The sequence below is a fragment of the Ruegeria sp. AF3 genome (assembly GCF_056536285.1).
The window spans coordinates 620,749-641,393 of the sequence record NZ_JBQFJM010000001.1 but is presented as its reverse complement, the minus strand read 5'-3'; the positions used below and the strand labels follow the sequence as shown (position 1 = coordinate 641,393).

The window sequence follows — 20,645 nt, the reverse complement described above, 5'->3', positions numbered from 1 at the left end:
GATGACTTTCCACGAGGTGAGATTTCCCGCCAGCCTGAGCTTTGGCTCGGTCGGGGGGCCCGAGCGGCGCACGGATATCGTGACGCTGGCCAACGGGTTCGAAGAACGCAACACGCCCTGGGCCCATTCCCGGCGCAGGTATGATGCGGGACTGGGGATGCGCTCGCTGGACGATATCGAGACGCTGATTTCGTTCTTCGAGGCGCGGCAGGGCCAGATGTATGGGTTTCGCTGGAAGGACTGGTCGGATTTCAAATCCGGCAAGGCCACGCTGGATGTCGATGTCGGAGATCAGGTTATCGCACGCGGCGACGGTGTGCGGACTGAGTTTCAACTGATCAAGACCTATAGCTCGGGCGGGGTCAGCTATGCCCGCCCCATCGTCAAGCCGGTGCTGGGGACGGTGCGTCTGGGGCTGGATCAGGATGAGATCCGGGAGGGTGTGGAATTCGACGTCGATCTGGCAACCGGCCGGATCACCTTTGCCGACCCGCCACCGGAAGAGGTGGATATCACCGCCGGGTTCGAATTCGATGTACCGGTACGGTTTGACACCGACAAGATCCATACCAGCGTCGCCAGTTTTCAGGCCGGAGAGGCGCCGAACGTTCCCGTGGTCGAGGTGCGTGTCTGATGGCTGTGGATGAACAGGGCCTGCACGCGCATCTGCAAAGCGGAATAACCACTGTGTGCCGGTGTTGGGCGATCAGACGCCGGGATGGTCAGGAATACGGGTTCACCGATCATGATCTGGAACTTGGCTTTGACGGATTGACGTTCAGGGCCAGCACCGGATTGACGGCGGCGGCCATCGAACAGGCCACCGGCCTGTCCATTGACAACACCGAAGCCATGGGCGCGCTGTCGGATGCGGCCATTCGCGAAGAGGATATCGAGGCGGGGCGGTTCGACGGGGCCGAGGTGCGCGCGTGGCTGGTCAACTGGGCCGACCCGGATCAGCGTATCCTTCAGTTCCGGGGCTCAATCGGGGAATTGCGGCGCGCAGGCGGCGCGTTTCACGCCGAGCTGCGTGGCCTGACCGATTTGCTGAACCGCCCGTTGGGGCGCGTGTATCAGAAGCCTTGTACTGCCGTATTGGGGGATCGGACTTGTCGGTTCGACATGGATACGCCCGGCTATTGGATCGAGGGCGCCGTCACCGGTTTCGATGGCGGAACCGTTCTGCTTGTGGCAGGCGGGGGAACCATCGATGACGGGTGGTTCGAGCGCGGCAGGGTCGACGTAGTGTCGGGAGCGGCGGAAGGGCTCTGGTCATCGATCAAGCACGACCGGCAGGTGGCGGAAGGGCGGCAAATCACGCTCTGGTCCGGTTTCGGGGAAAGCCTGGTGCCGGGTGACATGGTCAGGCTGCGGGCGGGGTGCGACAAACGCATGGAGACCTGCCGCCTGAAGTTCAACAACCTGCTGAACTTTCAGGGCTTTCCAGATCTTCCGGGCGAAGACTGGGTGATGGCCGTTCCCAAACAGAGCAAAGCCAACAGCGGAGGGAGCCTGAGGTGACGATACACAGGCAGGATATTGTCGCAGAAGCGCGCAGCTGGTTGGGGACGCCTTATGTGCATCAGGCCTCGACCAAGGGGGCGGGCACGGATTGTCTGGGCCTGCTGCGCGGCGTCTGGCGCGCCGTGATCGGGCAGGAGCCCGAGGCGGTTCCGGTCTACAGTCTGGACTGGTCCGAGCCGCAGGGCGAGGAACGCATGTGGGCGGCGGCGCGGCGGCATCTGGTCGAAAAACCGGTCACCGATTTCGCGGTCGCAGATGTGCTGCTTTTCCGCATGCGCGATGGCAGCGTGGCCAAACATCTTGGCATCGTCAGCGTCGCAGGCCACGAGCCGAGGTTCATTCACGCCTATTCCGGCCATGGCGTCGTCGAGAACGCGCTGAGCGGCCCTTGGCGTCGCAGGGTCGTTTCCTGTTTCGAATTCCCGTTGGAGGTGCTCTGATGGCTACTATTCTTCTTTCCGCTGCCGGGGCCGCGCTGGGCGGGTCAATCGGTGGCACCGTCGCGGGCCTGTCCACCGCGATCATCGGCCGGGCCATTGGCGCGACGGTCGGGCGGGTCATTGATCAGAGGTTCTTCAGCCAGTCCGTTATGGGCAGTGGCAGCGAAGTCGTCGAAACAGGCCGCATGGACCGGTTCAGGCTGACGGAAACCGGCGAGGGCGCGCCGGTGACCACTGTCTTTGGGCGTATGCGCGTTGGCGGTCAGGTCATCTGGGCGTCGGACTTTCTTGAGACCGAGACCCGGGAAACGCAGGGCGGCGGAGGCGGGGGTAAAGGCAAACCCAAGGCCCCCGAAGTGACCACCGTCAGCTACAGCTATTCGATTTCGCTGGCCATTGCCGTTGGTGCAGGCGAGATTGCCGATGTCGGGCGCATCTGGGCAGACGGGGAAGAACAGGACCGATCCGGGCTGAACATGCGCATCTATCACGGCACGCAGGATCAGTTGCCCGATCCCCTGATCGAAGCAATCGAAGGGGCGGGCACGGTACCAGCCTATCGCGGTACAGCCTATGTGGTGATCGAGGATTTCCAGCTTGCGAGTTTTGGCAACCGGGTGCCGCAGTTCTCGTTCGAAGTGGTGCGCCCCGCGCAGCGCGACATGCCTGATTACCCAAGCTCCTTGCCGCAAATCGTGCGCGGGGTGGCGATGATTCCGGGCACGGGAGAATATGCGCTGGCCCGTTCGCAGGTGAATTATACGCAATCCGGGACAAGCTGGGCGGCCAATGCGCATTCTTCGTCCGGTGTATCGGATCTTGTGAGCTCGACCCGTGCGCTGGAGACCGAGCTGCCAAATTGCGATGCGGCCTCGTTGGTGGTTTCTTGGTTCGGTGACGATCTGAGATGCGGCACATGCAGGATCCGGCCCAAGGTCGAACAGAGCGACACGGACAGCCGCAACATGCCCTGGATCGTGTCGGATCAGGTCCGAAGCACGGCGGGCCAGGTCGCGCGGCAGGATGGTCGCCCGGTCTATGGCGGAACACCCGCAGACCCGGCGGTGGTCGAAGCGATCCGTCACCTCAACCAGTCGGGTAAGCGGGTCATGTTCTACCCGTTCATCCTGATGGAGCAATTGCAGGGAAACGGGCTGCCGGACCCCTGGTCGGAGGCCGCAAGCCAGCCCCATCTGCCTTGGCGGGGACGGATCACGCTGGATGTGGCACCGGGGCGCGCGGGGTCTGCTGATCAGACCGCTGCGGCGGACGCGCAGGTGGCCGCGTTCTTTGGGACAGCAAGTGCTGCAGATTTTACGATCAACGAAGGCTTTGACGACCCGGTGGACTCGGGCGGTGGCGGCGGCGGCAGTGGCTCGGGCCCGTTGCTTGGCGGGCGGCCGGATGATCGCGGGCTTGGCGATCTGCAATGGCTAAACGGTGGTGGCACGTTTGGCGGCTTGCTTGGCAATGGTTCCGTTCGGGCCACGAAAATCGTCAAATATTCTGGCCCGCAGGAATGGGGCCTGCGACGGTTCATTCTGCACTATGCCATGTTGTGCAAGGCGGCTGGTGGAGTGTCGTCCTTCTGTATCTCGTCCGAGATGCGTGGCCTGACCCAGATCCGCGGAGCCTCGGGCTTTCCCGCTGTTGCGCAACTGCGTGCGCTGGCGGCAGAGGTGCGCCAGATTCTGGGCCCGGACACCAAGATCGGCTATGCGGCGGATTGGAGCGAGTATTTCGGATACCAGCCCGACGGAAGCGGAGACAGGTATTTTCACCTCGACCCGTTATGGGCGGATGACAAAATCGATTTCATTGGCATCGACAATTACATGCCGTTGTCTGACTGGCGTGATGGCGAAAGTCACGTAGACGCCGAGGAAGGTGCGCCGTCGGTCTACGACCTTGGGTATCTGCGCAGCAATATCGAGGGGGGCGAGGGGTATGACTGGTATTATGCCTCGCCGGAAGAGGCCGAGGCACAGATCAGAACGCCCATCGAAGATCAGGAGCATGATGAGCCATGGGTCTGGCGGTACAAGGACCTGCGCGGCTGGTGGTCAAATCTGCACCACGAGCGGATCGGTGGCGTTCGTCAACCCAATCCGACCGACTGGGTGCCCGGATCAAAGCCGATCTGGTTTACCGAGTTGGGATGTGCGGCAATCGACAAGGGCACGAACCAGCCGAACAAGTTTCTGGACCCGAAATCGTCTGAGTCGCTGCTGCCTGCATATTCAAACGGTCTGCGCGACGATTTTATTCAGGTCCAGTACCTTGCAGCGACCCTTGGATATTGGAGCGACCCGAACATCAACCCGGTGTCGCAAGTCTACGGCGGGCCAATGCTGGATTTGGCGAATGCCTATGTCTGGGCGTGGGATACCCGCCCGTTTCCGACCTTTCCCAATCTGCGAAGCCAATGGGATGATGGGGCGAACTATGACCGGGGGCATTGGCTGAACGGCCGGTCCGGCTCGCGGACGCTGGCCTCGGTCGTGACTGAGATATGCCACGCGGCAGGGGTGACAGATATCGATGTTTCCGGGCTTTATGGCTTGGTTCGAGGATATGTCATCGAAGATGTGACAAATGCGCGGTCGGCTTTGCAGCCGCTGATGCTGCGCTATGGGTTCGACGCGATCGAACGGAACGGCATCTTGCGCTTTCAGATGCGCGATGGCTATGGCGCGATTGCCCTGAATCCCGATCATCTGGCGATCAGCGGTGATCTGGATGGCACGGTTGAGCACCGGCGAGAAGCCGAGGCCGAGATGACGGGCCGCGTGCGCCTGCGTTTTGTCCAGTCGGATGCGGATCACGATCTGGTTGCGGAAGAGGCGGTTCTGCCCGAGGACAGCACGCATTCGGTCTCGGTCAATGAGATGCCGTTGTCCATGACACGCACCGAAGGTCGGCAAACGGCCGAGCGCTGGTTGAGCGAGGCCCGTGTTTCCCGCGATACGGTGCGGTTTGCCTTGCCGCCATCGCTGCTGCATCTGGGCGCAGGTGATCTGGTGCGGTTGTCAGAGACCGAAAACAGCCCCCTTTACCGGATTGACCGTCTGGAATCTGCCGATCTGCAACTGGTCGAAGCGGTCCGGGTTGAACAGGGCGTGTATAAGGCATCGCACCTGCGCGACGACCCGGCGGTTGTCAGACCCTATGCCGCGCCCGTTCCAGTGTTGCCGGTGTTTCTGGACCTGCCGCTGATCACCGGGGCAGAGGTCCCGCATGCACCTTATCTTGCGGTGACCGCTGATCCCTGGCCGGGGGCCGCGACGGTTTATTCCTCCTCAACCGATGAGGGGTACAGCCTGAGTGATGTGATCCCCGGTCAGGCCATTGTGGGCGTGACCGAAACACCGCTGAGGCGCGCCAGTATCGGCGTCTGGGACGAAGGCCCGGCCGTGAAGGTGCGGCTGTTGGCCGGTCAGTTGGAATCGCGTCCGCGTGGCGCGGTTCTGAACGGTGTCAATCTGGCGGCCATCGGCGACGGAACACCCGGCAACTGGGAGGTGTTCCAGTTCTCGGATGCCACGCTTGAGTCCCCCGGCGTTTACGCATTGTCCGGGCGGTTGAGAGGCCAGTTGGGGTCGGATGCCCTGATGCCGGATGTCTGGCCGGACGGGTCCATATTCGTGTTGCTGAACGATCAGGTGCAGCAGACCAACCTGTTGCGCAACGAGCGGGGATTGGCCAAACACTATCGCATCGGCCCGGCGACCCGTGGTTACGATGATCCGGCTTACCAGCACCTGATCGCCTCATTCGACGGCAATGGTTTGCGCCCGTTTTCCCCGGTTCACCTCCGGGTGCGATCCGACGCAACCGGCGATCACCTGAACTGGGTGCGGCGCGCCCGGTTGGATGGGGATGACTGGTCAGGTCTGGAGGTTCCGCTGGGCGAGGAAAGCGAATCCTATCTTGTGCGTGTCTTTGCTGGGGGAACCCTTGTTCGTGAAGAGATGACATCCCTGCCGGGGTGGTCCTATTCGGCGGCAATGAAGGCGGCAGATGGTCTGACCGGGTCATATGAGGTCGGGATTGCGCAGGTGTCGGCCATTTACGGCCCCGGTGCGATGGCGCGTCTGGTTGTCGGATAAGCGGCCTGATGCGACCGGTTTTGCATGGTGATGTAAGTGCCGCGGCGCGCGCCTTGTTGGCGGCGCCGCCGACCGAGCGGACCCGCTTATGCGCCCGGATGATCCATGAAGCGGAACTGGCCGACAATCACCGCACGCGCACGGGTCGGCTGCATCCGGTTTACGGCAACGGATCGTTGATGGCGGTTGCGCGCAACAGGGTGCTGGCCGATGAGCCTGGGTTTGACGATTTGCAATATTGTCGGTGTTTTTCGACGGTTTTGCACCATCTTGCCGAGTTTCTGATCACCCGGTCGCGCAGCTGACACATTTGCTGGCGGCCAGATCCAGAGACAATCGTCCATCGGGAATACGGTCGCCACAATCCTCGCAATACCCATACTCCCCTTCGTCCAACCGCATAAGCGCGGCCTGTAGGCGGCGGGTTTCGATATTGCGATTCACCTGTTGCGCCTTTGCCATCGCCTGGTTTTGCAGCGCATCCATGCGGCTGAGCCGACCAACGGCCTGCTGATCCAGCTCAACAACGGCCTGAGCCTGCTGGCCTGATGCGGACAATTGATCCAGTTCGGCCAGACGCTCGTGAATTCGTGTTTCAAAATATGCGCGTTCAGACTCATTCATTTTCGTTGTATCGCGGATCACGGGTTTGCGTTTGGCCTTTTTGCCACTAAATGGCATTCTAGGCGCAGCAAAGGATCAAAAGCTATGTTTGAAAAACGCAGCCCTGTGACACCGGTCGATCCGGTCTGGAACCGTATCACATCCGAGGCCCAAGCAGCCGTCGAGACGGAGCCGCTTATGGGCGGGCTTGTACACGCCTGTATTCTGCATCACCGCAGCCTTGAGCGTGCACTGTCCTATCGGATCGCGGCCAAGCTGTGTTCGAACGAAATGTCGATGATGGTTCTGCGTGAGATCGTGGACGAGGCCTATGCAAACGATCCTGGATTGCTGGAAGCCGCCCGCGCCGATCTGATGGCGGTTTATGAGCGTGATCCGGCCTGCCATCGGTTGTTGCAGCCGATCCTGTATTTCAAGGGCTATCAGGCCATGCAGGCCTATCGCGTGGCGCACTGGCTGTGGCGCAAAGGACGTTTTGATCTGGCCTATTTCTTCCAGATGCGATCGTCGGAGATATTCGGCATCGATATTCACCCGGCCGCGAGGATCGGCAAAGGGATCATGATCGACCACGCCCATTCCATCGTCATCGGTGAAACCGCCGTGGTCGGAGACAACGTTTCGATGCTGCATTCGGTGACGCTGGGCGGAACCGGCAAGGAGGAGGAAGACCGCCATCCCAAAATCGGAGATGGTGTTCTGATCGGGGCCGGGGCAAAGGTTCTGGGTAACATCAAGGTCGGCCATTGCAGCCGTATCGCCGCCGGTTCGGTGGTGTTGCAGGACGTTCCGCCGTGCAAGACCGTTGCCGGTATCCCGGCCAAGATTGTGGGCGAGGCCGGATGCGATCAGCCGTCGATCTCGATGGATCACATGCTGGGCAAAGATCAGTAAACGGTTTCAGTCCGAGCGGTTGTTGCGCCTTTCCAACCGCTCGCGACGCCTGTCTTCCCGCTTTTGCCTGCGCATTTCCCTGCGCTGTTTTTGCTCGGCTTTCTGGCGCGCGATGACGGCGGGATCGTTCGAATTGAACTTTGAATTCTCACCGGGATAGCTGTTGGGCTTTGCGGATACCGCATCAGGTGCCGCCCCCGCGAGGAGTACAAAGACGAACAGGATTTGGATCAGGGATCGTAGGAACATCGCGCACCTTTCTTCGTTCAGCATCCGCAGGAAGAAGGTGGGGATGGCGCCCGTGTCGGGCAATCGGTTCGCCGATCACGGGGGCTCAATTCAGCGCCATAAAAAATGTGCCCTCGCCAGAGATGCTTTCTGGCGAGGGCGTTTATTGTGATCAGGCCAACATGACCATCGGGTTTTCCAGATTGTCGACAATGGCCTTGAGCAGCTCGGCCCCCAGCGCGCCGTCGATGACCCGGTGATCAACGGACATGGTGACAGACATCACCGTTGCCACGGTCAGCTCGCCATCATCCCCGACAACCGGTTTCTTGACGCCGGTGCCGACGGCCAGAATACCGGCATGGGGCGGGTTCACGATGGCGTCGAAATTGTCGATGCCGAACATGCCCAGGTTCGAGATGGCAAAGGTGCCGCCCTGATATTCATGCGGAGCCAGCTTGCGTTCGCGTGCGCGGGCGGCAAGGTCTTTCATCTCGGTCGAAAGGGCTGACAGGGATTTCATGTCAGCATCTTGCAGGACCGGCGTGAACAACCCGCCTTCGATTGCGACAGCAACAGCCACATCTGACGGTTTCAGTTGCAGCACCCGGTCACCTGCCCAGACGGCATTACAAGCCGGAACCTGCTGCAACGCGTTGGCGACAGCCTTGATGATGAAGTCATTGACGCTAAGCTTGACGCCGCGGCCTTCCAACTGCTTGTTCAACTGACCACGGAATTTCAGCAGCGCATCGAGCTTGATATCGCGGCGCAGGTAGAAATGCGGGATGGTCTGTTTGGCCTCGCCCAGACGTGCGGCGATGGTTTTGCGCATACCGTCGAGCTTGATTTCCTCGTACGGGCGGCCTTCGTACATCCGCGCGACCATATCCGCCGATGGACCAGACGGAGCTGCTGGGGCAGCTGCGGGCGCGGCGGCGGCGGGAGCAGTGGCAGGAGCTGCTGCCGGAGCGGTGGCAGTTGCGCCTTCAACATCAACCTTGACGATGCGACCATGCGGGCCGGAACCGGCAATCTGCGTCAGGTCGAGACCTTTTTGCGCAGCAATCCGGCGGGCCAGAGGCGAGGCAAAAATCCGACCACCATCAGCCTTGGCCGGAGCGGCCGGGGCAGGGGCGGCCGCCTCGGGTGCCGCTGGCGCGGCAGCCTCGTTGCCCGCGACGGCTGCGGGGGCAGCCGCCGTGGCTGCAGCCGGGGCCGTGCCAATGTCATCGGTGCTTTCGCCGTCTTCCAGCAGAACCGCGATGGCGGTGTTGACCTTGACCCCTTCGGTGCCCTCGGGGATCAGGATCTTGCCGATGGTGCCTTCGTCAACGGCCTCGAACTCCATCGTGGCCTTGTCGGTTTCGATCTCGGCCAGCAGGTCACCGGAGGAGACGGTGTCGCCTTCCTTGACCAGCCATTTGGCGAGCGTGCCTTCCTCCATCGTCGGGGACAGGGCGGGCATCAGAATTTCTGTAGGCATCTGTCTGTCGCTCCTTACCGGTAGGTCACTTGTTTGACGGCGGCGATCACCTCATCGGTGGTGATCAGGGCCAGCTTTTCGAGATTGGCGGCATAGGGCATCGGAACGTCCTTGCCGGTGCAGTTGATGACCGGTGCGTCGAGGTAATCAAACGCCTCCTGCATCACGACCGAGCTGATGTAGCTGCCGACGGACCCCTGCGGCCAGCCTTCTTCCACTGTCACCAGACGGTTGGTCTTCATCACCGAGTTGATGATGGCGCCAGTGTCCATCGGGCGGATGGTGCGCAGGTCGATCACTTCGGCGCTGATACCATCTTCGGCTAGCTTGTCGGCGGCTTCCAGCGCGTATTGCATGCCGATGCCAAAGCTGACGATGGTCACGTCCGAGCCCTCGCGCCAGATGCGGGCCTTGCCCAGCGGAATGGTCAGGTCATCCACCTGCGGCACTTCGAAAGAGCGACCGTAGAGGATTTCGTTTTCCAGGAACACAACCGGGTTGGGATCGCGGATGGCCGATTTCAGCAGACCTTTGGCATCAGCAGCCGAATAGGGCATGACGACCTTCAGACCGGGGATCTGCATGTACCACGCGGCATAGTCCTGGCTGTGCTGTGCGGCCACGCGGGCCGCGGCCCCATTGGGCCCCCGGAACACGATGGGGCACCCCATCTGACCACCGGACATATAGAGCGTTTTGGCCGCAGAGTTGATGATCTGGTCAATCGCCTGCATGGCGAAGTTGAAGGTCATGAATTCGACAATCGGTTTCAGACCGCCGAAGGCCGAACCCACCGCGATACCGGCAAACCCGTGTTCGGTGATCGGGGTGTCGATCACGCGTTTGGAGCCAAATTCATCCAGCAGGCCCTGCGAGATTTTATAGGCCCCCTGATATTCGGCGACTTCCTCGCCCATCAGATAGACGTTTTCATCGCCGCGCATTTCCTCGGCCATTGCATCGCGCAAGGCTTCGCGCACGGTTTCGGACTTCATCTCAGCATCCGCGGGCCAGTCGGGTGACAGGTCCACCGCCGGAGCAGCGGGGGCTGCTGCGGCAGGAGCCGGGGCCGCGGTTGCTGTGGGGGTGGCCTCGGGCGCCGCTGCGGCTGCGGGGGCTGCTGCGGGCAGGGCTGAGGCGTCTTCGCCTTCTTCGACCAGCACCGCGATGGGGGTGTTCACCTTGACCCCTTCGGTGCCCTCAGTGATCAGGATCTTGCCAACGATGCCTTCATCGACGGCCTCGAATTCCATTGTTGCCTTGTCGGTTTCAATCTCGGCCAGGATATCGCCCGAGGATACGGTGTCGCCTTCCTTGACCAGCCATTTGGCCAGCGTGCCCTCTTCCATCGTGGGGGAAAGGGCGGGCATGAGAATTTCGGTTGCCATGTCTTATTCGTCCTCTCAGGCGTAAATATCAGTCCAGAGCTCTTCGACCGAAGGCTCGGGGCTTTCTTTCGAGAATTCGGCGGCCTGATTGACGATCTCCTTGATTTCCTTGTCGATCGCTTTCAGGTCATCCTCGGTCGCGTGCTTTCCGGTCAGCAGCAACTCGCGCACGTGTTCGATCGGGTCGCTTTGTTCGCGGACCTTCTGAACCTCTTCGCGGGTCCGGTACTTGGCCGGGTCGGACATCGAGTGGCCGCGATAGCGGTAGGTCTTGATTTCCAGGATATAGGGGCCTTTGCCCGCGCGGCAGTGCGCGACAGCCTTTTCGCCTGCTTCCTTGACCGCCAGCACATCCATGCCGTTGACGATCTCGCCCGGAATGCCGAACGCTTCGCCGCGATGGAAGATGTCTTTGGTCGAGGTCGAACGGGACTGAGCGGTGCCCATGGCGTATTGGTTGTTCTCGATCACGAAAATCACCGGCAAGCCCCAGATGGCCGCCATGTTGAAGGTCTCATACACCTGACCCTGGTTCGCGGCACCGTCCCCGAAATAGGTGAAGGTAACGCGGCCGTTTTCCTTGTACTTGTCAGCAAAAGCCAGCCCCGCGCCCAGCGGAACCTGCGCGCCGACGATACCATGCCCGCCGTAGAAATGCTTTTCTTTCGAGAACATGTGCATCGAGCCGCCCTTGCCCTTGGACAGGCCACCGATGCGCCCGGTCAGTTCGGCCATCACGCCGCCCGGATCCATGCCACAGGCCAGCATGTGACCGTGGTCGCGATACGAGGTGATGCGCTTGTCGCCTTCCTCTGCAGCGGCCTCAAGCCCGACAACAACGGCCTCTTGTCCGATATAAAGGTGGCAGAACCCGCCGATCAGGCCCATGCCATAAAGCTGACCGGCCTTTTCCTCGAATCGGCGGATCAGCAGCATCTCGCGGTAGTATGTCTGGAGTTCTTCCGCAGAAACATTTGGTTTCTTTGTGGTTTTTCGCGCAGCCATCGTGGCGATCTCCCCCTTTCGGACAGATAGTTTAGCGTTAAACTATCTCATAAAGCATTTGAGGCTTTCTGGCGAGGGGAAATGTGACGCAGCGTTCGGCACGGCGCATCCTGGCCGAAACGCCGGGCCTGAGTTGCCTTTTCTGAAAAGGGTCGTTGATCAGCGGATCACAATTTCGTCCGACCGGATCATGCCCAGAACCGAGCGCGCCTGCTGATCCAGCAGGTCCAGATCCAGATAGGTGTCGGACAGACGCCGTGTCAGGTTTTCCATCTCGGCGATTTCGACATTCAGTTTTTCCAGACTGCGTGACAGAGCGTCCCGTTCCGCCGCAATTTCGACCCGCCGGAACAGGCCGTAATCCCCCTGAACGGCGGCGAAGGTGAAATACACACCCAGCATGAAAGCCACCGAGAAGAAGAGAACTGCACCCAAACCGGGCCGATGGGAACGGGACACTCTGTTTACCGCCGTATGAAAACTTGCCTCAATAACGGGCTCTTTCCGAGCCTCTGATCGCACTATGTCACAGGCGATTCGGGTTGTGAATCCCCTGATTCGGTTTTTTCATCAGTATTTCGTGTGCGTCCCGGTTAAAGCTCAGCGCCAGGACTGAAGCTGCTGATTTCTTGCAAGCGTCTGCTCTTTCATACAGGTCCAGTAGAACATGGGCGCAGCGCTGCCGCCGCCGGACAGTTCCTTGTCGCAAGTGGCGTCCCGTGTCTTTAGCCACGCACGTTGTTCCGTCAGAAGGGCATCGCCGTTGCCACGTGCATCAGCGACCGGCTTGATCTGTTTCCATAACCGGTTGAGGTTGCGGTCAACGGCTTCCCATTGCTCCTTGGCACAGAAATTTGCGTCAAGCTGTGTCTGGCCACCGCAACTGGATTGTGCTGTTGCAGGCCACGGCATTGCAAGAAGGACGAGCAGGTATAATGACCTCATGACATAATCCCCCGTTCAAATAGGGGATAATACCATGAACCGTGACAAGCGGCCAAATGCGGTGAGCGTCGCTTAGTGTTCCAGCGCAGCGACACCCGGCAGGGTTTTGCCTTCCATCCATTCAAGGAACGCACCACCTGCGGTCGAGATATAGGTGAAATCCTTGGCCGCACCCGACGCGTTCAGCGCCGCAACCGTGTCACCGCCACCCGCGACCGAAATCAGCTGACCCGAACGGCTGAGGGCTGCGGCTTTCAGGGCCGCGGCATTGGTGGCCGCGTCGAACGGCTCCAGCTCGAACGCGCCCAGCGGGCCGTTCCAGATCAGGGTTTGGCTTTTGTCGAAAATCGCGGTAATCGCGGCGATGCTTTCAGGGCCCGCGTCCAGGATCATGCCATCCACAGGGCATTGATCGGCGGGCAGAACTTTGTGGGGTGCGTTGGCCTCGAATTTTTCAGCCACCACAACATCAAGCGGCAGGACGATCTGGCAGCCCGAGCTTTCGGCCTTGGCCAGAATTTCGGCGGCGGTGTCCTTCATTGCGGTTTCAGCCAGAGATTTGCCAACGCTGATGCCTTGGGCGACAAGGAATGTGTTCGCCATACCACCACCGATCACCAGATAATCGACCTTGTCGATCAGGTTACCCAGCAGTTCCAGCTTGGTCGAGACCTTGGCGCCGCCAACAACCGCCGTTACCGGGCGCTTGGGTGCACCCAGCGCGCTTTCCAGCGCCTGCAACTCAGCCTGCATCAGACGGCCCGCACAGGCCGGCAGCAGACGGGCGATAGCCTCGGTCGAGCTGTGGGCGCGGTGCGCGGCTGAAAACGCATCGTTGCAATAGACATCGCCCAGCTTGGCCATCCCAGCGGCCAGATCGGCGTCATTCTTGGTTTCGGCTGCGTGAAAGCGCGTGTTTTCGAGCAACAGGACCTGGCCGGGTTGCAAGGCACTGGCGGCCAGTTCCGCCTCGGCCCCGACGCAATCGGCAGCAAACAGAACCTTTGCGCCAAAAGCGCTTTCCAAAGTCGGGACCAGTTGTTTCAGTGACAGGCTTTCACGCCGTTCGCCACCGGGACGGCCAAAATGGGCCAGAAGGATCGGTTTGCCACCAGCGGCCAGAATATCGCGCACCGAAGGGACGATCCTTTGGATACGGGTGGCGTCGGTCACAACACCGTCAACCACGGGCACGTTGATATCCACACGCACCAGCACGCGTTTGCCGTTCAGGTCCATATCGTCCAGTGTTTTCCAGCCCATTGTGCGATCCTTGTCATTGGCAACCGATTTAGGCGGTTCTTTTCCTGCATTTTGCCCTCAGGTCAATGCGTCACTTGGCATTCGCACGCGTGCGTCATAGGTATTTGCGCAAGATAAACGACAGGAGGGCCTCATGGCCGAGATCAAAGACCCCGAAAACACAATCATCATCGAGCTGAAAGGCGGCAATGTCGTCATCGAGCTGCTGCCGGATGTAGCGCCTCTGCACAGTGCGCGGATGAAGGAACTGGCCCGTGGCGGTGAATATGACAACGTGGCGTTTCACCGTGTGATCGACGGTTTCATGGCGCAAACCGGCGACGTGCAGCATGGCGATATGGAAGACGGGTTCAACCTGCGCATGGCGGGCACCGGCGGTTCGTCGCTGCCGAATGTTCCGGCAGAATTTTCCAAGCTGCCCCATGATCGCGGCACGCTGGGCGCGGCGCGCTCTCAGAACCCGGATTCGGCCAACTCGCAGTTCTTCATCAACTTCAAGGACAATCACTTCCTGAACGGTCAGTACACGGTCTATGGCCGGGTCATCGACGGGATGGAGCATGTGGACGCCATCGTACGCGGTGAGCCGCCTGCGAGCCCGGACCGCATGATCAGCGTCAAGGTGGCCGCAGATGCATAAACTGGCTGCGGCTTTTGCCTTGCTGGCAAGCCCGGCGCTGGCCAGCGGTTTGCAGATCGAGGTCGAAGGGGAAGGGGCCAATGGCACAATCTCGATCGACCTGTTCGAAGATGTGGCACCCCAGCATGTGGAACAGATCACCGCTCTGGCTGCTGAAGGTCAGTACGATGGCGTCGTGTTTCACCGCGTGATCGATGGCTTCATGGCGCAGACCGGCGACGTGCAATACGGCAACTCGGGCGCGGACGGCTTCGACATGCGTTATGCCGGGCGCGGCGGGTCTGATCGCGCGGACCTGCCGGCCGAGTTCTCGGACGTGAGTTTTGACAGGGGTGTGGTCGGCATGGCCCGGTCCAGCGATCCGGATTCGGCCAACTCGCAGTTCTTCATCATGTTCGCCCCCGGCCCGTTTCTGGACGGCCAGTATACCGTGGTTGGTCAGGTGACCGACGGTATGGATGTAGTCGACGCGATCAAGCGGGGCGAAGGTCAGAATGGTGCGATCATCGGTGCACCGGATATGATGAAAAAAGTCACTGTTACCGAATAAGATGATTTAGCCCGGCTCAAGCGCCGGGCTTTTTCTTTGGCCTATTGGTCGATGAAATCACGGATGGCACGGGTATAGCCACCGGGATCCTGAAAAGATGCGAAGTGGCTGACATCTTCCAGAACAAGCAATTTGGCTTCGGGGATCGCGTCAGCAATTGCTTGCGAATGCGCCATCAGAATGGCCTCGTCATGTGCGCTTTGAACCACGAGTGTCGGGACGGTGATCGATGACAGCGCCCCGAGCCCACCGGGTTTTTCGGTGCCCCACATGGCGGCAACCCCACCAAGAAATGCCTCGAACCCGTCAGGAGTGGGGGACATGGCCGCATAATCTTGGGCCATCATGCCCATGTAAGTGCCAAACACCTCGTTGGTTTCCACCGAAGGATCGATCCCGTCCAGCGTGACATTGCCTGCATGGGCAAAGTGACTGGCCAGCCGATCCGGGTTGGTGGTCGAGATTGAATACCCGATATTTGCCCCATCGGACCAGCCGACCAGATGCACCTGATCGACCCCCAGATGATCCAGAAGCGCCAGATAATCCTGCGACAACAACGCGTAAGAATAAGGGCTGCCATCGTTTGTGGATCGTCCATGCCCGCGCGTATCCGCCACAATCACCCTGTGGTCCTGCGACAGGTCGGCAACCTGCGCAGCCCAGACATCGGCATGGGCAAGCCCGCCGTGGATCATCAGAACCGGGGTGCCGCCCGCATCGCCATACGTGGCGTAATACATGTCGATGCCGTTGATCTCTGCCGTGCCCGCTTCGGTGGCGGCGGGCATCTGGGGGGCTTGCGGGATGCTCAGCCATTTGTCTTCGGCCCAGCCTGCCGTCGCAGCGCAGCTTAGGAAAAGTGCTATGGAAAATGTCTTCATTGTATCCTCCCGTTGAATTAAAGGCTGTGACCAAGCCAGGTTGGGCGGAAGGATACCGTGTTTTTCAGAAAACGGGATAACTACCTTTCCCGCGCGGATCAGTCATCCGAGGACATTGCTTTCCATATCAAAGCGCCGATTGCGCCGCCAATCAGGGGGGCCACCCAGAACAGCCAGAGCTGAGCCAGAGCCGGGCCGTCGGCAAACAGGGCAACGCCGGTTGAGCGCGCCGGGTTGACGGAGGTATTCGTCACCGGGATTGAGATCAGGTGGATCAGGGTCAGCGCCAGACCGATGGCAATCGGAGCGAACCCGGCGGGTGCCTTTTCCGACGTCGCGCCCAGAATGATCAAAATGAAGAAAGCCGTCATCACGATTTCGATGATCAAAGCCGACATCAACGAATATCCCTGCGGCGAGGCCTCACCATACCCGTTTGACGCGAACCCTCCGACACCTGCGAAATCGGGTGCCCCGCTGACGATCAGGTACAGAACCACTGCGGCAGCGATTGCGCCAACGACCTGTGCGACCCAGTAGGGCAGAAGGTCTTTGGCCGGAAACCGTCCGCCAATCATCAGACCCAAACTGACGGCCGGGTTGAAATGCCCGCCCGAGATTGGGCCAACTGTGTAAGCCATCGTCAAAACGGTAAGGCCAAAGGCAAAGGAAACACCAAGCCAACCGATGCCCACATCAGCTACGCCTGCCGCCAGAACGGCACTGCCGCAGCCCCCCAGAACCAACCAGAACGTGCCGAAGAACTCGGCAAGTAGTTTCGATGACATAGAAAATCCTCCGCCCAATAATGAGGTTAACCGTAATTCAAGAATTAGCTTATGTTAAATTGTTGCGAACGGGGAATTTTTTTCGACGCTACCTCAATCGGGTCAGAACTGACCCCTGTGCCATTGAGCGGGATCAAGATGAAAAAGCTTTGACAGCTGTTCATAGATTGCCGGGTCAGAGGATTTCAGCGCATGTGGTCGTTCAAAGAACACCTCGACCGAAACGGCAAAGAATTCTTCGTGCCCTTCCGCGCCGTAGGGATCGATCACTGTGGGTTTCCCATTTTCCACGGCGTGAACATGTGTCTTGTAACCGTTCAGAAAGGCGGTTTCCCACTCGCCAAAGCTTTGGTCATTGCTGAGCACGGGAACACCATTGGTTGCGCCCGAGAGGTCATCAAGCTGGTGCGCGAACTCGTGAAAGACGACGTTCCGACCATCGTGATCATTCAGGGCACCGCGCTGGCTGTGGGCCCAGGACAGGATCACGGGGCCGCGGTTCCAGCTTTCCCCGCTGCGGATGATTTCCTGTTCGGTGACGACATAGCCACTGTGGCGGCGCTGTTTTGATTTGAAGGCACCGGGGTAAACCAGAATGGTCGTCAGGTTGTCATACCACTGGTCTGTATTCACCACGAGCAGACAGGCTTGCGCGGCAATCGACACCTGCATATCTTCGGTGACGTCCAGCCCGTCGCAGCCGACGAAATCGACCTGATCAAGAAACAGGTTGATCTTTCCTTCCAGCGCCCCGCGCAAGTCTTTGGGCAGCTTCTGGATAATCGGCACCTGAGCGTTCACAATATCGCGCTGGTGCTGGGACAGCGACTTGGCCAGCAAGGTCAGGCGGGTTTGTCGTTTCGACCAGAAGTGAAAGGCCGCAGCGCCAGCGATCAGCGCGACAACCGTCAGAAAAAGCAACATGGATCGACTGTAGCGCGATCAGAAAGGGACGAAAACGGGAATCCCGGATCATCCGGACACTCAAAAGAAATGACGCCACGGGTTTCCCCACGGCGCCCTGACATGAAGTGCAGTCTGCTTACTGTTTGACTTCTGCCGCCGGGTTCGATCCGGCTTTGGCGCTGCGGCCGGGGTTCAGGGGATCGTCCTGACGCTGAACCGAGCCTTCGAAATGCGCGCCGCTTTCAATGGCGATGGTCTTGTGGATGATGTCGCCTTCGACACGGGCGGTCGAGGTCAGGCGAACCTTGAGGCCACGTACGCGGCCAACGATACGACCGTTGATCACAACGTCATCTGCGGTGACTTCGCCCTTGATCGTTGCCGATTCACCAATGGTCAGCAAATGGGCGCGGATGTCGCCTTCGACAGTGCCTTCCACCTGAATGTCACCGCTGGTCTTGATGTTGCCGGTGATGTGCAGATCCGAGGACAGAACCGAGGCCGGCGGCTTGGGTTTGGGTGCCATTGCAGGTTTCGCGTCAGCCGGAGCAGGAGCCGCTGGGGTCGCCGGAGCGGCAGGTTTGGCCGCCTCAGGTGCTTTGGGTGCGGGCTCGTTGATTTTGCTTTTAGAAAACATTTTTCGCAGCCTTGATGTAAGTCATTGGGTTTACGGGATTTCCGTTCACGCGCACCTCGTAGTGCAGATGCGTGCCGGTGGACCGTCCGGTGTTACCCATATCAGCAATATGATCCCCGCGCGAGACCCTTTGGCCGACCTTTACGTTGATCTTGGTGTTATGAGCATAAAGTGTCTCAATTCCGAACGCGTGCTTGATTTTCACAAGGCGTCCGAAGCCTGATTGCCAACCGGCATGCGTGACCACGCCATCAGCGGTCGCAAAGATATCGGTGCCCGTTGCTGCGGCAAAATCCGTGCCGTTGTGCATCCGGCTACCGCCGGTTTTTGGGTCGCGGCGGCGACCATATCCGCTGGTAAAGCGAAACGCGCTTTTGACCGGGCTGGCGAAGGGGGCCTTTTCCGCTGCAATTCGGTACAGGTTCAGCTGATCCATCTGGCGCAGCAACGTGTTCGCGCGCACTTCTTCGGGCGAAAGCTCTTCTTCTTCGCCGCGTGTGCTAAGGGATAAAGGGGTCAGCGGACCGCCCATACCGCTATATCCGCGCCGGACCTCTTCGATGATGCGATCTGTCGGCATTCCGGCCTCTCGGAACATCTTGTCCAGAGGTTCGACTGAAATGACCATCGCCTCTTCCAGCTGGCGGAAAATCTCGTCGCTGCGTTCCTGCATCAGACGGATTTCCAGTTCCAGATCGTCCCGCTGTTCCAGCGCGTCCAGGGCGTTGGTGGCGATCAGGTCGCGTTCTTTGGCGGTCCGCGCCAAAGCGTCGGTCATAAAGGCCATCTGTACCGGGGCGCTGGAAACCGCGGCATACATATCGGAGCCGCTGGTGTCCTGTTTCAATTGGGCCAGCTCTGAGCGCGCCTCTTCGCGCTGTTTCATCGTGGTGCGCAATGTCGTCTGAATGACATCGATACCTGTCTCAAGCTCGCGGCGACGGTTTTCCGAGGCCAGCAGTTCCGACTGCATCGCGGAAATCTGGTCCAGCGCGGCATTGAACCGGTCCTGAGCGGCCAGCGCCTCATGCGCACGGGCATCGCGTTCTGCCGACAGAGTGTTCAGGCGTTCCTGATAGATGGCCTGATCGCGCTTTGCCTGTTCCCGGAAATTCCCGGCCCCGATGCTGTCCATCAGCAGTATGGCTGTTGCAACCGCTGTCCACCCGACCATGACGGCAACTCCGGCCACTGCGACGACCTGAGTTTCCGAACTGAGCCGGATAAATTTCGTGTCTGTGTCGGATTTCAGAAAGACCCGGCGTTCCGGGAAATGTTTCTCAAGCAGTGAGTGCAGTTTTATTGCCAGACGTGTTCGCACGCGTCCCACCTTTCATCCCCAAGATCGGAACCGGTCGTGAGTGCCTGCCGTCCCTTGGGCCGATTGCATAAAGCGGCAGCGGCGTTCGGGCAAGTTTGTTGACCAATCAGGTGCAAATGGCGCTGAAATCCCGCAAAGATCGGCGAGATTTTGCCGAAAATAACGCAAAAGTGTCAGTTCGAGAGGTCTCCGGGCGCAGGCAGGTCTTCGGTCAGGGGCCAGTAGAAATCGGGGGGCAACCCGGCTTCGGCCCGTTTTTCTTCGTTGAAGGGGGGCTTGAGAACACCGTGGAAGTACCGCCGGACCAGCGCGTGAAACACATCCTTGGGGTCGGCGTTTTCGCGGCCACACAGGAAGTGGAACCATTTTGAGCCGTAAGCGACGTGGCCGACCTCTTCGGCATATATCACTTCGAGCGCGGCGATGGCCTGCGCGGCCTTGGCCTTGCGGAATATCTCGATCATGCCGGGCGTCACGTCCAGCCCACGCGCCTCAAGCACCATAGGCACAACGGCCAGCCGACCCATCAGATCTTCGGCAGTATCTTCGGCGGCGCGCCACATGCCAGCATGGGCGGGCAGGGCACCATAGTGGCTGCCCATCTGTTCCAGACAATCGCAGACCATCTCGAAATGGCGCGATTCTTCTTCGGCGCATTTCACCCAGTCATCATAGAACCCGATGGGCATGGGTACATGGCCAAAGCGCGCGATGATGTCCCAGTGCAGATCGACGGCGTTCAGCTCGATATGGGCAACCGCGTGCAGCAGGGCAATGCGCCCGGCTTCGGTACCCGGTTTTCGTTTGGGTACCTCACGCGGGGACAACAGCTCGGGCTTGTCCGGGCGCGCGGGGGACAAGGGCGGTGATGCGGTGCCGATCTCGATCGGCTCACCTTCGGCCTTGCGGGAGGCAAACCACGCGGCGGCATGGGCTTTGGACAGGGCGGTTTTGGCCCGCCCGTCCGCTGTTGTCAGAACCTCTGTCGCCATCTGTGTCAGTGTTTTGGGCAC

General features: G+C 60.0%; 22 protein-coding genes. 8 read left to right on the top strand and 14 right to left on the bottom strand.

Translation table 11 applies throughout. From position 1 onward, the window contains the following. Position 1: 1 nt before the first annotated feature. Genes ACR3FC_RS03170 through ACR3FC_RS03150 form a run of 5 tightly spaced genes read left to right on the top strand, consistent with a single transcriptional unit; the run spans position 2 to position 6,378 of the window. The gene (locus ACR3FC_RS03170) at positions 2-634 is read left to right on the top strand and encodes a phage distal tail protein, Rcc01695 family (protein WP_480473369.1); all 633 of its coding nucleotides are present in this window, start codon (positions 2-4) and stop codon (positions 632-634) included. After that, the gene (locus ACR3FC_RS03165; RefSeq protein WP_480473368.1) at positions 634-1,521 is read left to right on the top strand and encodes a DUF2163 domain-containing protein; all 888 of its coding nucleotides are present in this window, start codon (positions 634-636) and stop codon (positions 1,519-1,521) included. Before ACR3FC_RS03170 ends, ACR3FC_RS03165 begins: the two co-directional genes overlap by 1 nt. Further along, the gene (locus ACR3FC_RS03160) at positions 1,518-1,964 is read left to right on the top strand and encodes a C40 family peptidase (RefSeq protein WP_480473367.1); all 447 of its coding nucleotides are present in this window, start codon (positions 1,518-1,520) and stop codon (positions 1,962-1,964) included. The genes ACR3FC_RS03165 and ACR3FC_RS03160 overlap by 4 nt, the downstream gene beginning before the upstream one ends. After that, positions 1,964-6,073: a baseplate multidomain protein megatron gene (locus tag ACR3FC_RS03155; RefSeq protein WP_480473366.1), complete on the top strand. Its 4,110-nt coding sequence runs from the start codon at positions 1,964-1,966 to the stop codon at positions 6,071-6,073. The genes ACR3FC_RS03160 and ACR3FC_RS03155 overlap by 1 nt, the downstream gene beginning before the upstream one ends. An 8-nt stretch (positions 6,074-6,081) precedes the next feature. Then, positions 6,082-6,378, top strand: coding sequence for a DUF7742 family protein (locus tag ACR3FC_RS03150; RefSeq protein WP_480473365.1), 297 nt, complete (start codon positions 6,082-6,084; stop codon positions 6,376-6,378). On the opposite strand, the gene ACR3FC_RS03145 is transcribed toward ACR3FC_RS03150, so the two are convergent. Then, positions 6,359-6,754: a TraR/DksA family transcriptional regulator gene (locus tag ACR3FC_RS03145; RefSeq protein WP_480473364.1), complete on the bottom strand. Its 396-nt coding sequence runs from the start codon at positions 6,752-6,754 to the stop codon at positions 6,359-6,361. The two genes, ACR3FC_RS03150 and ACR3FC_RS03145, sit on opposite strands and share 20 nt — an antisense overlap. Positions 6,755-6,781: 27 nt before the next feature. On the opposite strand from ACR3FC_RS03145, the gene cysE reads away from it, so the two are divergent. Next, positions 6,782-7,591 carry a serine O-acetyltransferase gene (gene cysE, locus ACR3FC_RS03140; RefSeq protein WP_480473363.1) on the top strand — a complete coding sequence of 270 codons (810 nt, stop codon included), beginning with the start codon at positions 6,782-6,784 and terminating at the stop codon, positions 7,589-7,591. 6 nt (positions 7,592-7,597) lie between these two features. Here cysE and ACR3FC_RS03135 read toward each other — a convergent pair whose 3' ends face one another. From ACR3FC_RS03135 to ACR3FC_RS03105, 7 genes are all read right to left on the bottom strand, one after another. Continuing rightward, positions 7,598-7,903: a hypothetical protein gene (locus ACR3FC_RS03135; protein ID WP_480473362.1), complete on the bottom strand. Its 306-nt coding sequence runs from the start codon at positions 7,901-7,903 to the stop codon at positions 7,598-7,600. Positions 7,904-7,991: 88 nt separating this feature from the next. Further along, positions 7,992-9,305, bottom strand: coding sequence for a pyruvate dehydrogenase complex dihydrolipoamide acetyltransferase (locus tag ACR3FC_RS03130; protein WP_480473361.1), 1,314 nt, complete (start codon positions 9,303-9,305; stop codon positions 7,992-7,994). 14 nt (positions 9,306-9,319) lie between these two features. Further along, entirely contained in the window at positions 9,320-10,693 is a 1,374-nt protein-coding gene (locus ACR3FC_RS03125) for a pyruvate dehydrogenase complex E1 component subunit beta (protein WP_480473360.1), read from the bottom strand. A 15-nt stretch (positions 10,694-10,708) separates the two neighbouring features. After that, positions 10,709-11,698 carry a pyruvate dehydrogenase (acetyl-transferring) E1 component subunit alpha gene (gene pdhA, locus ACR3FC_RS03120; protein ID WP_209503593.1) on the bottom strand — a complete coding sequence of 330 codons (990 nt, stop codon included), beginning with the start codon at positions 11,696-11,698 and terminating at the stop codon, positions 10,709-10,711. A 159-nt stretch (positions 11,699-11,857) separates the two neighbouring features. Continuing rightward, entirely contained in the window at positions 11,858-12,157 is a 300-nt protein-coding gene (locus tag ACR3FC_RS03115) for an FtsB family cell division protein (protein WP_209503595.1), read from the bottom strand. Positions 12,158-12,298: 141 nt separating this feature from the next. Further along, positions 12,299-12,643: a lysozyme inhibitor LprI family protein gene (locus tag ACR3FC_RS03110; RefSeq protein ID WP_480473359.1), complete on the bottom strand. Its 345-nt coding sequence runs from the start codon at positions 12,641-12,643 to the stop codon at positions 12,299-12,301. Positions 12,644-12,715: 72 nt separating this feature from the next. Further along, complete coding sequence (locus ACR3FC_RS03105; protein WP_480473358.1) at positions 12,716-13,906, bottom strand: phosphoglycerate kinase; 1,191 nt, start codon at positions 13,904-13,906, stop codon at positions 12,716-12,718. 133 nt (positions 13,907-14,039) lie between these two features. Here ACR3FC_RS03105 and ACR3FC_RS03100 point away from each other — a divergent pair, with 133 nt between their 5' ends. Together ACR3FC_RS03100 and ACR3FC_RS03095 are read left to right on the top strand one after the other, a co-directional pair. After that, entirely contained in the window at positions 14,040-14,546 is a 507-nt protein-coding gene (locus ACR3FC_RS03100; protein WP_209503601.1) for a peptidylprolyl isomerase, read from the top strand. Further along, positions 14,539-15,096, top strand: a complete 558-nt coding sequence (locus ACR3FC_RS03095; RefSeq protein WP_480473357.1) for a peptidylprolyl isomerase — start codon at positions 14,539-14,541, stop codon at positions 15,094-15,096. The genes ACR3FC_RS03100 and ACR3FC_RS03095 overlap by 8 nt, the downstream gene beginning before the upstream one ends. 41 nt (positions 15,097-15,137) lie before the next feature. Here ACR3FC_RS03095 and ACR3FC_RS03090 read toward each other — a convergent pair whose 3' ends face one another. The 6 genes from ACR3FC_RS03090 to ACR3FC_RS03065 all read right to left on the bottom strand — a co-directional run bounded on the left by ACR3FC_RS03090 (position 15,138) and on the right by ACR3FC_RS03065 (position 20,624). After that, a complete protein-coding gene (locus tag ACR3FC_RS03090) occupies positions 15,138-15,980 on the bottom strand; it encodes an alpha/beta fold hydrolase (RefSeq protein WP_480473356.1) in 843 nt (280 codons plus the stop codon). A gap of 98 nt (positions 15,981-16,078) precedes the next feature. Next, entirely contained in the window at positions 16,079-16,768 is a 690-nt protein-coding gene (gene aqpZ, locus ACR3FC_RS03085; RefSeq protein WP_480473355.1) for an aquaporin Z, read from the bottom strand. 102 nt (positions 16,769-16,870) lie between these two features. Further along, the gene (locus tag ACR3FC_RS03080) at positions 16,871-17,692 is read right to left on the bottom strand and encodes a M90 family metallopeptidase (RefSeq protein ID WP_480473354.1); all 822 of its coding nucleotides are present in this window, start codon (positions 17,690-17,692) and stop codon (positions 16,871-16,873) included. A 118-nt stretch (positions 17,693-17,810) separates the two neighbouring features. Beyond that, positions 17,811-18,311, bottom strand: coding sequence for a bactofilin family protein (locus tag ACR3FC_RS03075; protein ID WP_209596778.1), 501 nt, complete (start codon positions 18,309-18,311; stop codon positions 17,811-17,813). Continuing rightward, positions 18,301-19,632, bottom strand: coding sequence for a DUF5930 domain-containing protein (locus ACR3FC_RS03070; RefSeq protein WP_480473353.1), 1,332 nt, complete (start codon positions 19,630-19,632; stop codon positions 18,301-18,303). The genes ACR3FC_RS03075 and ACR3FC_RS03070 overlap by 11 nt, the downstream gene beginning before the upstream one ends. A gap of 173 nt (positions 19,633-19,805) precedes the next feature. Next, entirely contained in the window at positions 19,806-20,624 is an 819-nt protein-coding gene (locus ACR3FC_RS03065; RefSeq protein ID WP_480476777.1) for a ferritin-like domain-containing protein, read from the bottom strand. Positions 20,625-20,645 lie beyond the last annotated feature (21 nt).

Bases quoted from the DNA above. Each gene is read 5' to 3' on its own strand.
- ACR3FC_RS03170 (WP_480473369.1), top strand. From the start codon at position 2: ATGACTTTCCACGAGGTGAGATTTCCCGCCAGCCTGAGCTTTGGCTCG.
- ACR3FC_RS03165 (WP_480473368.1), top strand. From the start codon at position 634: ATGGCTGTGGATGAACAGGGCCTGCACGCGCATCTGCAAAGCGGAATA.
- ACR3FC_RS03155 (WP_480473366.1), top strand. From the start codon at position 1,964: ATGGCTACTATTCTTCTTTCCGCTGCCGGGGCCGCGCTGGGCGGGTCA.
- ACR3FC_RS03150 (WP_480473365.1), top strand. From the start codon at position 6,082: ATGCGACCGGTTTTGCATGGTGATGTAAGTGCCGCGGCGCGCGCCTTG.
- ACR3FC_RS03145 (WP_480473364.1), bottom strand. From the start codon at position 6,754: ATGCCATTTAGTGGCAAAAAGGCCAAACGCAAACCCGTGATCCGCGAT.
- cysE (WP_480473363.1), top strand. From the start codon at position 6,782: ATGTTTGAAAAACGCAGCCCTGTGACACCGGTCGATCCGGTCTGGAAC.
- ACR3FC_RS03130 (WP_480473361.1), bottom strand. From the start codon at position 9,305: ATGCCTACAGAAATTCTGATGCCCGCCCTGTCCCCGACGATGGAGGAA.
- ACR3FC_RS03125 (WP_480473360.1), bottom strand. From the start codon at position 10,693: ATGGCAACCGAAATTCTCATGCCCGCCCTTTCCCCCACGATGGAAGAG.
- pdhA (WP_209503593.1), bottom strand. From the start codon at position 11,698: ATGGCTGCGCGAAAAACCACAAAGAAACCAAATGTTTCTGCGGAAGAA.
- ACR3FC_RS03110 (WP_480473359.1), bottom strand. From the start codon at position 12,643: ATGAGGTCATTATACCTGCTCGTCCTTCTTGCAATGCCGTGGCCTGCA.
- ACR3FC_RS03105 (WP_480473358.1), bottom strand. From the start codon at position 13,906: ATGGGCTGGAAAACACTGGACGATATGGACCTGAACGGCAAACGCGTG.
- ACR3FC_RS03100 (WP_209503601.1), top strand. From the start codon at position 14,040: ATGGCCGAGATCAAAGACCCCGAAAACACAATCATCATCGAGCTGAAA.
- ACR3FC_RS03095 (WP_480473357.1), top strand. From the start codon at position 14,539: ATGCATAAACTGGCTGCGGCTTTTGCCTTGCTGGCAAGCCCGGCGCTG.
- ACR3FC_RS03090 (WP_480473356.1), bottom strand. From the start codon at position 15,980: ATGAAGACATTTTCCATAGCACTTTTCCTAAGCTGCGCTGCGACGGCA.
- aqpZ (WP_480473355.1), bottom strand. From the start codon at position 16,768: ATGTCATCGAAACTACTTGCCGAGTTCTTCGGCACGTTCTGGTTGGTT.
- ACR3FC_RS03080 (WP_480473354.1), bottom strand. From the start codon at position 17,692: ATGTTGCTTTTTCTGACGGTTGTCGCGCTGATCGCTGGCGCTGCGGCC.
- ACR3FC_RS03075 (WP_209596778.1), bottom strand. From the start codon at position 18,311: ATGTTTTCTAAAAGCAAAATCAACGAGCCCGCACCCAAAGCACCTGAG.
- ACR3FC_RS03065 (WP_480476777.1), bottom strand. From the start codon at position 20,624: ATGGCGACAGAGGTTCTGACAACAGCGGACGGGCGGGCCAAAACCGCC.